The 5969-nt window shown below is 42.1% G+C and carries 6 protein-coding genes; 4 read left to right on the forward strand and 2 right to left on the reverse strand.

Translation table 11 applies throughout. The annotated features are described in order from the left end of the window. Positions 1-110: 110 nt before the first annotated feature. Both pheA and ASE55_RS02650 read right to left on the reverse strand, forming a co-directional pair. Positions 111-959 carry a prephenate dehydratase gene (gene pheA / locus ASE55_RS02645; protein WP_056215178.1) on the reverse strand — a complete coding sequence of 283 codons (849 nt, stop codon included), beginning with the start codon at positions 957-959 and terminating at the stop codon, positions 111-113. A 14-nt stretch (positions 960-973) separates the two neighbouring features. Beyond that, the gene (locus tag ASE55_RS02650; RefSeq protein ID WP_056215181.1) at positions 974-1402 is read right to left on the reverse strand and encodes an acyl-CoA thioesterase; all 429 of its coding nucleotides are present in this window, start codon (positions 1400-1402) and stop codon (positions 974-976) included. Between the two features lie 136 nt (positions 1403-1538). On the opposite strand from ASE55_RS02650, the gene dnaA reads away from it, so the two are divergent. The 4 genes from dnaA (at position 1539) to ASE55_RS02675 (ending at position 5836) form a co-directional block, all read left to right on the forward strand. Next, positions 1539-2993 (forward strand): chromosomal replication initiator protein DnaA, encoded by a 1455-nt coding sequence (gene dnaA / locus ASE55_RS02655; RefSeq protein WP_056215185.1) that lies wholly within the window; start codon positions 1539-1541, stop codon positions 2991-2993. Between the two features lie 110 nt (positions 2994-3103). Then, positions 3104-3562, forward strand: coding sequence for a low molecular weight protein-tyrosine-phosphatase (locus ASE55_RS02660; protein WP_056215188.1), 459 nt, complete (start codon positions 3104-3106; stop codon positions 3560-3562). Positions 3563-3669: 107 nt separating this feature from the next. Then, complete coding sequence (locus ASE55_RS02665) at positions 3670-4368, forward strand: SAM-dependent methyltransferase (protein WP_056215189.1); 699 nt, start codon at positions 3670-3672, stop codon at positions 4366-4368. A 1090-nt stretch (positions 4369-5458) separates the two neighbouring features. After that, positions 5459-5836: a hypothetical protein gene (locus ASE55_RS02675; protein WP_056215195.1), complete on the forward strand. Its 378-nt coding sequence runs from the start codon at positions 5459-5461 to the stop codon at positions 5834-5836. Positions 5837-5969 lie beyond the last annotated feature (133 nt).

Below are 5969 nucleotides of genomic sequence, written 5' to 3' on the forward strand. Positions count from 1 at the left end.
ATTAATTTATTGGTAATCAGGTATTTATTAAAAAATTACTCCACTTTTCAGGTTCAGATAAAATGTATGTGGTAGGTGTCGGTTTTTTTACCGTAAAAAGGGTTAAAGGCCTAATTTTCTAAAATGAACGCCTTATAATTTCCCAAAAACGTGACTTTCGCATCCAGTGCTTTCAGTTCTTCCAGCGCATGGTCATGCAGTGCAGATTCCCACTTTCCCGTTACGTTAATAAAGAAAAAATAATTCCCCAGGCCGGTTTTTAATGTCCGGGATTCTATTTTGCTGAGGTTCATCTTCCGCCATGCGAAAACTGACAGTACCTGATGGAGCCCGCCCGCATGGTCTTCCGGCAGCGTAATCAGCAGTCCTGATTTTTCACCCATAACCTCAAGCCTGTTATTGTTATACGCGTTCATCCCTTTGGAAATAACAATAAACCGGGTATGGTTCTGGTCAGAATCCTGAATATTCCGGTGTATGATCTTCAACCCGTACAGCTCAGCCGCAAAAGGGTTGGCCACGGCGGCAAGGTTCCTCTCAGGATGGTCTGCAACATGTTTAGCCGCCGCTGCCGTTGAAGAATATTCCTGTTTTTCAGCATGACTGAATTTTTCATCCAGGAAGTGGAAACACTGGGCAAGGGCCTGCGGATGAGAATAGATCTTTGTAATGTGATCAACATCGCAACCGGGGTGAACCATCAGCTGGTGGGCAATCGGCATAATGGCTTCCGCTTCAATGCATATATCCGGCGTCTGATACAGGTAATCCAGCGTCATGGAAACCGTCCCTTCAATAGAGTTTTCCAGCGGGACCACGGCTTTTTCCGCTTTTCCGTTTTCTACGGCGAGGAAACAATCTAAAATATGGGCCTGCGGCAGAAGCTCAGCATACGGGAAGAGCTGGCTGGCGGCAAGCTGTGTAAAGCTGGCCTGCGGGCCTAAGAAAGCAATCTTCATAAGTACAGCGTGTTTTATGGGGTTACATTAGGTGAAGGGTTCCAGTTTTCTTCAATCAGCTTCATCAGGTAGTCCGGGCACTTCACCACTTTGTTGGTTTTGGCATCCAGAAAGAAGAGGGTAGTGGAGGCTTCGGTGATTTTAAGCTGCGCTTCGTTGAAAATTTCATACTCAAATTCAATTCTTACCCCGGGAATTTTTTTTATATACGTATGGATTTCCAGATTTTCATCATAAAAAGCAGGGCGCAGGTACTTAATTTTATACTCCGAAACAGGAAGCCAAATTCCTTGATTCTCAATCTCATTATAGGACATTCCGATGCTTCTGAAAAGTTCCACGCGGCCAATTTCGAGGTACTCTGCATAATTGCCGTAGTAGACGTATTTCATGGGGTCTGTCTCTCCGTAACGTACTCGTAATGAGTGCTTTGTATGTATCATTTTTAATGCTTAATTATTCATACAAATATATTTTTAAATAATCAATAAGCACAATATTTTTTTTTGAAATAAAAAAATGAGACCTTTGTCATCCTTCTAAAATGAGTACTAACAAAGAATCAATCGGGGCATAATTATGGGTGAAAATTTAATGATGATATGGCAGAAGTGCCTTCAGTTTATGCGCGATAACCTAAACGCAGCTGAGGATAATTCTGATCTGAAAAAACTTGAAAAATCTTTCGATTTACTGTTCGATAAGGTACAGCCGGTTTCACTGGTTGACAATAACCTTACGCTGATGGTTCCGAGTGATTTTTACAAAGAATATATTGAGGATAACTACCTCTCTCTGCTTTCCGCTGCCCTGAAAAAAAACATCGGAAAAGGAGTAAAGCTATGGTATTCGGTAATGGAAAACAAGCCTTCCGGCCTGGAGAAACCCGTTACCATGAACATGAAAGGGAAAACGGTTCCTACCCCGAAAATGCAGGAAACCATGCCTCAGGGCTTCTCTTCCAATATTGTAAACCCTTTCGTAGTCCCGGGAATTAAAAAGGTTAATATTGATTCCAACTTAAAATCAGACTTCTCTTTCGAAAATTACGTAGAAGGGGAAAGCAATAAATTTGCTGCTACCGTTGCGAGATCAATTGCAAAAAGACCGGGTGCCACCGCCTTCAACCCGTTGTTTTTATACGGAGGGTACGGTGTAGGGAAAACCCACCTTGGCCAGGCCGTGGGTCTGGAAGTAAAGAGTCAGTTCCCGGATAAAGTGGTGCTGTATCTGTCTTCAGAAAAATTCATCCAGCAGTTTATTTCATCCGCAAAAGCACATAAGCAGACAGAGTTTGCCAATTTCTACCAGATGGTGGATGTGCTGATTATTGATGACATCCAGTTCCTTTCAGGAAAATCTGCCACGCAGGACAGTTTCTTCCATATTTTCGACTACCTGCACCAGAACGGAAAACAGATCATTCTGACTTCCGATAAGGCGCCGGCAGATATTATGGATATCCAGGACAGGATTGTTTCCCGTTTCAAATGGGGGCTTTCTGCAGAAATCAAATCCCCGGATTATTCTACCAGAAGACAGATTATTGTGGATAAGCTGAGCAGGGACGGCATTGTTTTAACAGACGATATGCTGGACTTCCTGGCTTCCGAAGCAAAAACCAATGTACGTGAGCTGATCGGGGTCATCAATTCGGTAATTGCTTATTCAACCATTTATAAGTCAGACTTAAGCCTTGAACTGTTAAAGGATACCATCAGTAAAATCGCGGCCAACCAGAAAAAAATCATCAACATTCCATATATCCAGGAAGTGGTGTGTGATTATTTCGGGATCAAGAGAGAACAGCTTTTATCCAAGACCAGAAAAAGGGAAATCGCGCTTCCGAGACAGCTGGCCATGTATTTTGCCAAGGAGCTTACCAATGCCACATTCACCAAAATCGGTGAAGAAATGGGCGGGAAAGACCACTCTACGGTAATGTATGCCTGTGATACAATCAAGGATGTTTCCAAAATTGATAAGGAAGTAAAGAAATACGTTAAAGAATTATCAGAAAGAATCAAACAGTAAAAAATAATTTTACTTGAAATACCGGAAAATGGAGAATAGAGATATTCTTCATTTTTTGTTTAGTTTTGTAAGAGAAAATAAACGGGTGTTCCCCTTTAAACCGCTGAACAATGAAGATATTAATGGTCTGCCTCGGAAATATATGCCGGAGCCCTCTGGCAGAAGGGATTATGAAGACAAAGGTTCCCGGAAACATTTACGTGGATTCCGCCGGAACCATTTCCCAGCATGAAGGCAAGCACCCGGACCCGAGAGCCCTGAAAACTGCAGAAGCCCATCAGATTGATATTTCAAAACAGAGGTCAAGGCCCATTACGTCAGAAGACCTTGAAAATTTCGATAAAATCTACTGCATGGATCTTGATGTGATGGAAGACGTTATTTCAATAGCCCGGAATGAAGAGCAGCGGCAGAAAATTTCCCTATTTATGGAGGTGCTCGGTGATCACGGCAATGCAGAAGTCCCGGATCCTTACTGGGGCGAAATGGAAGAATTTGAAAATGTCTACCGGATCCTGGACCGCGGCTGCGAAGAAATCGCCCGCCGGTTAAACCCACAGACCCAATAACTTATAACTCACAACTTATAACTCATCACTCATCACTCACAACTTATAACTTATAACTCCTCACTTATAACTTATTATCATTCACCCCAACTCATAACTCAGAAAAAATGCTTTTTTTACTCCCCGCCTATCTTTCAGAAAATACGTCCATTACGCACTTCGCTCCCGTTATTACAGAGTACATTATGCAGACCGATTATTTCTTTGTGGAAAATGAAAAAACCGCCCGGAAGGTCGTAAAGTTCTTTGCGCCGGAGAAAAAACAGGCAGACCTGAAGCTGTTCCTTCTGGATAAATATACCGAGAATAAAGACATCCGCGAGGCACAGGCACTGATGATGGACGGGCAGGATTTCGGGCTGCTTTCAGAAGCCGGCCTTCCGTGCATTGCCGATCCGGGAAACCTGATCGTAAAATGGTGCCACGAAAAAAACATCAGGGTGGTGCCGGTATCCGGGCCTTCCTCCATTATCCTGGCGTTGATCTCAAGCGGTTTCAACGGGCAGGAATTTACCTTTAACGGGTATCTCCCGATCGACCGAGGCGAAAAGAAAAAACAGATGCAGCAACTGGAAGGGCTGGTTCAGAGAACAGGCTATTCGCAGATTTTTATGGAAACCCCGTACCGGAACAATCAGCTGCTGGAAGACCTGTTCAAATTCTTGTCCCCGAACACCAAGCTCTGCATCGCCGCCAACATCAATGATCCGGAACACGAGTTCATCCGCACCAAAACCATCAAAGACTGGCAGAAACAGAAACCGGAACTGCATAAAATCCCTGCGGTATTTGTACTGGGGAAATAAGCACCGGAACATTTTTCATCACATGCAATATCCTTTCAGATTTGGTCCGGCGGTTTACGGCAACTGCTGAAATAAGAGCCGGAATCCAGTCAGATTTTACAGGGAATTTTATAATCTGCATTCTGTAGTTAATGATTTGTATATCTGTGTATTATAACGATCCCTTCGAGGTAAGCGGAGGCTTTTTTCTGCGTGCAAAATCCCTCCGTATTTTTTTGATAAAGTTTTAAAATCATAATTTGTCAGCCGGTCCCGCATCGGTGTTTTCAGTCATGTAAACCGACGGTTTCTTCGGGTGTTGTTCGATACCTGTTCGGAGTTTCTTCGGAAAAAAGATGTTTTTTCCGAAGAACTACCGAAGGATTCCCGAAGCGCTCCCGAACAAAGTGTGGATTTAACCGGTCATAACCTGCCAAAACCTGCCAAAACCGGACACAGGCTGCCAAAAATATTTCAAGCCGTTTCAGGTTAAAAATCTTGTTATACCTTTGTTCCGTTAACCCAATAACAGCAACGATCATGGACTATTTTAAAACCTAACGGCACCGCTCTATTTCTGAGAATACATCTTTTACCAATGGTTCTGGGTTTATTCGTAAAGCATTGACGCATGGGCTTATGTAAAAGGAAATGGAATTGGAGTTTCCAGACGGTGGGCGGGAGAACCTAGATACATTTATTGAGCATTTTACCGGATAATTACCGCTGAATATCTTAATATGCATTGTATTTTTTTTGAAGATGTACAGCAAAAGTCAGATTTGTAAAAAGATGATTACAACAGCTCCAGACCTCATAGCTCGCTGGGAAATTAAGACCAGATGTGTTCATTGAAAATAGTCGGAATAAACAAGTTTCTCTATTTTGGATAAGTCGGGAGATCAGGGCTGATTCTTTAAAAGGAAAAATCAGAATATCAGAATATCGATTTTGAATTCAGATCAGATGTTTTCCCGTCATACCTAACAGGAAGCATCAGTTCAGAGCGTACAGCCGTTTATTTTCAAATATAAATTTATTTAACATGCCCTTAACATATGCTTAGCATTATTCTTGTCATTACATGGGTACAACTTAAAAAAAAACAATTATGTCTGACAAAAAATTAGCAGGACTGTGGATGGATACGGAAAAAGCCATCGTCGTAAAAAACCATGATGCCCAGAATGCATTTAAATTTTTCTTATGCAGCCCTGTAAAAGCAGAAGTACAGCACGGAAACTCCAGCGAGAATGCCGGAAACAATGCAGAGCGAACCAACCGGGCAAAATTCTTTAAAGAAATAGAGCACCTGTTAACCAATTCTCAGGAAGTGTATGTAACCGGCCCCGGAACGGTTCAGGAGGAATTTAAAAAACACCTTCATGAAACAGCCCAGTTCAAAGACCTGAAGGTAACTTTGGATACCGCGCAGCAAATGTCTGAAGAGCAGGTGCTGGAAAAAGTAAAGGAGCATTTCAATGCTTAAATAATATTAAGATAATCGCAAAATAAAACTCCGGATGTCAGTGGCATCCGGAGTTTATTTTAGATTATTATATTTTTATTTTAGGTGACCAATGTTAAATTATTGAAATAAAAGTGTTTGATAATTAGTATTA

This window comes from Chryseobacterium sp. Leaf201 (assembly GCF_001421435.1).
Classification (GTDB): domain Bacteria; phylum Bacteroidota; class Bacteroidia; order Flavobacteriales; family Weeksellaceae; genus Chryseobacterium.

Bases quoted from the DNA above. Each gene is read 5' to 3' on its own strand.
- pheA (WP_056215178.1), bottom strand. From the start codon at position 959: ATGAAGATTGCTTTCTTAGGCCCGCAGGCCAGCTTTACACAGCTTGCC.
- ASE55_RS02650 (WP_056215181.1), bottom strand. From the start codon at position 1,402: ATGATACATACAAAGCACTCATTACGAGTACGTTACGGAGAGACAGAC.
- dnaA (WP_056215185.1), top strand. From the start codon at position 1,539: ATGGGTGAAAATTTAATGATGATATGGCAGAAGTGCCTTCAGTTTATG.
- ASE55_RS02660 (WP_056215188.1), top strand. From the start codon at position 3,104: ATGAAGATATTAATGGTCTGCCTCGGAAATATATGCCGGAGCCCTCTG.
- ASE55_RS02665 (WP_056215189.1), top strand. From the start codon at position 3,670: ATGCTTTTTTTACTCCCCGCCTATCTTTCAGAAAATACGTCCATTACG.
- ASE55_RS02675 (WP_056215195.1), top strand. From the start codon at position 5,459: ATGTCTGACAAAAAATTAGCAGGACTGTGGATGGATACGGAAAAAGCC.